Genomic DNA, 3,297 nt, shown 5'->3' on the forward strand with positions numbered 1-3,297 from the left:
CACCGACAGCAGGACGGGATCGGCGATCCGGTCCTGCCATCGCTGCTGAATCCTGCTGTCGTGCTCGACATCCTGGCGGAGAGGCGCCTAGCGTTGCCCGCACGAACCCGGGAGGCCGGATGCGGGAGCAGGGCACGCTGCTGGACGCGGTCGGTCGCGCCAAGCACCCGCTGGCCGGGACGCGGGGCGGTGAGGCCGCGGGCGTCACGGTGCACGGCGAGTGCCCGATCTCCGGCTGCAGCGAGATGAACGTGTTCACCGTCCACACGGACACGACGACCGTCCGCTGCGCCGGCTGCGGCACCGCCTTCGACGTCTGACCGCTGACGGGGCCCACCGCTGCTGATCCGACGGTGCGCACCGTCCGATCAGCAGCGGGTGGCCCCGGTAGTGCAGGTCAGCGGGCGAGGCCCAGCACGTCGAGGATCCACGCCAGCTCGAAGGCGCGCTCCTTCCACGCGGCGTAGCGGCCGGAGACGCCGCCGTGGCCGGCGCTCATCTCCGTCTTCAGCAGCACGTCGGCCCCGACCTCGCGGAGCCGGGCCACCCACTTCGCCGGCTCCACGTAGAGCACCCGGGTGTCGTTCAGCGAGGTCGTCGCGAGCAGGCGCGGGTACGGGTGGTGGCCGATGTTCTCGACGGGGGAGTAGGACTTCATGTAGGCGTACACCTCCGGATCGTGGAGGGGGTCGCCCCACTCGTCCCACTCGATCACCGTCAGCGGCAGCGACGGGTCGAGGATCGAGGTGAGCGGGTCGACGAACGGCACGCCCGCGTGGATGCCGGCGAACAGGTCCGGCGCGAGGTTCGCGACCGCGCCCATCAGCAGGCCGCCGGCGCTCGCCCCCTCCGCCACGAGGTGCGCAGGCGAAGTCCAGCCCTCCGCGACGAGATGCCGCGCGCAGGCCACGAAGTCGGTGAACGTGTTCCGCTTCGTCAGCGTCTTGCCCTGCTCGTACCAGTGGCGGCCCATCTCGCCGCCGCCGCGCACGTGCGCGATGGCGAACAGCACGCCGCGGTCGAGCAGCGAGAGCCGCGCGATCGAGAACGCCGGGTCGATGCTCGCCTCGTACGAGCCGTACCCGTAGAGCAGCATCGGCGCCGCACGCCGGCTCTCCATCAGGTCCGCACGGCCCACGATCGAGATCGGCACGCGGGTGCCGTCCTCCGCCGTCGCCCACTCGCGGTGCTCGCGGTATGCACCCGGCTCGTACCCGCCGAGCACCGGCTGCTGCTTCAGCACCGTCCGGCTCCCGGTGACCGTGTCCAGGTCGAAGACCGTTGACGGCGTGATCAGCGAGCCGTAGCCGACGCGGATCGTCGGCTGCGCCCACTCCGGGTTCGACCCGATACCGGCGGTGAACAGCGGTTCGTCGAACCGGATCTCGTCGATGCCGGAGGGGGTGAGCAGCCCGACTCTGGCGAGCCCGCCCTCGCGGTACGACACGGCGACGAAGCGCTCGAACGCGTCGACCTCCTCCAGTCGCACGCCCGGGGTGGAGGGGAGCAGCACGTCGCGCGCGCCCCGCGGCTCGGCCGGGTCGACGGCGACGAGCTCGAAGTCCTCCGCGCCGTCGTTGTGCAGGATCAGGAGACGATCCCGCCCGTCCAGCACGGCGTGCTCGACGGTGTACTCGACGCCCTCGACGCGCGGCCAGACGAGGCGGAAGCCGGCTTCGGGGTGCTGCGTGTCGAGCAGCAGCGACTCGCTCGTGATCTTCGACCCGACGCCGATCTCGACGTAGCGGCGGCTGCGGCTCATACCGACGCCGACCCAGTAGCGCTCGTCCGGCTCGGTGAAGAGCCGCTCGTCCTCGCCATCGCCGCCGAGCGTGTGCAGCCAGACGGAGTCCGGCCGCCATGCCTCGTCGCAGGTCGTGTAGTAGATCCCGCTGCCGTCCGCGTCGAACAGCGCGCCGGGCATCGTGCCCTCGATCACGTCCGGCAGCGCCTCGCCGGTGTCCAGGTCCTTGACGTGCAGCACGTAGCGTTCGTCGCCGACGGTGTCCACCGCCCACAGCAGCAGGCGGCCGTCGGGGGAGACGTCGAAGCTGCCGAGGGAGTAGAAGTCGTGCCCCGCGGCCTCCACGTCGTCGTCGAGCAAGATCTGCTCGCCGGGCACCTCGCCCTCGAGCTTCGGCGGGGTCCAGTCGTCGGCGCCCGCGATCGGGGCGCGGCAGTGCCGTGCGTACTGCTTCCCCTCCTGCGTCCGGCTGAAGTACCACCAGTCGCCCTCGCGCGACGGCACGGACAGGTCGGTCTCCTTCGTGCGGGACTTGATCTCGCCGTAGATCGCCTCGCGCAGCGGCTCGAGGCCGGCGAGCCGCGCGTCCGCGTACGCGTTCTCGGCCTCGAGATGCGCGATGACCGCCGGGTCCTCGCGGTCGCGCAGCCACTCGTAGTCGTCGACCACCTCGTCACCGTGGTGGGAGCGCACGAGCGGGCGTCGTTCCGCGACGGGCGTCGCGGGCAGGACGGGGGTGGATTCGAGCGTCATGCGACGGCCTCCAGCAGCCGGAGCACGGCCAGTTCGGGGATGGGGAGCCAGCCGGGCCGGTTGCGGGCCTCGTAGGCGCACTCGTACAGCGCCTTGTCGAGCTCGAGCGCGGCCAGCAGCGTCGAGTAGGGGGCGATGGAGGCGCCGAGCCCGGCCTCGTAGCCGGCCAGGAACGCGGCCCTCGCGTCGATCGCCCAGGCGCGGGCGTCCCCGCCGCCCTGCGCGATGGTGCCGGCGACGTAGTCGAACGAGCGCAGCATGCCGGCGACATCGCGGAGCGGCAGGTCGGGCCGGTTCCGCTCGACCATCGGCCGCAGGGGCTCGCCCTCGAAGTCGAGCAGCACCCAGCCGCGGCCCGGCACCTGCAGCACCTGGCCCAGGTGGTAGTCGCCGTGCACCCGCTGCAGCGCCGGCCACTCGCCCGCGGCGCCGGCCTTGAGCGCCGCGGTGACCGCCTCCGACACGGCGGCGATGGAGGGGACGAGGGCGGCGGCGGTGGCGGCGCGGACCCGCATGCTCGCGAGCAGCGCCGCGCGAGACGCCTCGTCGGGTGCCGCGGTGGGCAGCACGGCCGCGAGCACCTCGTGCACCTCCGCCGTCGCTGCACCGAGGTCGTGTGCCGGGGAGGTGAAGTCCTCGCCGGCGCGGGCGGCGTCGAGCGCGACCCGCCACGCGTCGCGGGTGTCGGCGAGGAACTCCTGCGCGACCGCGAGGTGGCCCGTCGCGACGCCGGAGGGGGCGGCGGGGTCGGGCCAGGTGCCGACGAGGGCCCCGTACGTCGCGGGGACCCGCTTCGACCC

Annotated in this window: 3 protein-coding genes; 1 reads left to right on the forward strand and 2 read right to left on the reverse strand. The window is 73.0% G+C overall.

Features of this window, described 5'->3' with window-relative positions:
* The first annotated feature begins 119 nt into the window (after nucleotides 1-119).
* The gene (locus ACFE67_RS14670) at nucleotides 120-320 is read left to right on the forward strand and encodes a hypothetical protein (protein WP_375407610.1); all 201 of its coding nucleotides are present in this window, start codon (nucleotides 120-122) and stop codon (nucleotides 318-320) included.
* Between the two features lie 77 nt (nucleotides 321-397).
* Here the strand turns inward: ACFE67_RS14670 and ACFE67_RS14675 are convergent, their stop codons facing one another.
* Nucleotides 398-2,497 (reverse strand): S9 family peptidase, encoded by a 2,100-nt coding sequence (locus tag ACFE67_RS14675; protein ID WP_375407611.1) that lies wholly within the window; start codon nucleotides 2,495-2,497, stop codon nucleotides 398-400.
* Nucleotides 2,494-3,297: phosphotransferase (locus ACFE67_RS14680; protein WP_375407612.1), on the reverse strand; the 804-nt coding region annotated here is incomplete at its 5' end. The genes ACFE67_RS14680 and ACFE67_RS14675, both read right to left, overlap by 4 nt.

Source organism: uncultured Amnibacterium sp. (assembly GCF_964244015.1).
Classification (GTDB): domain Bacteria; phylum Actinomycetota; class Actinomycetes; order Actinomycetales; family Microbacteriaceae; genus Amnibacterium.

What these genes read in the sequence shown, in the direction of transcription:
- ACFE67_RS14670 (WP_375407610.1), top strand. Translation starts at nt 120, where the DNA reads ATGCGGGAGCAGGGCACGCTGCTGGACGCGGTCGGTCGCGCCAAGCAC.
- ACFE67_RS14675 (WP_375407611.1), bottom strand. Translation starts at nt 2,497, where the DNA reads ATGACGCTCGAATCCACCCCCGTCCTGCCCGCGACGCCCGTCGCGGAA.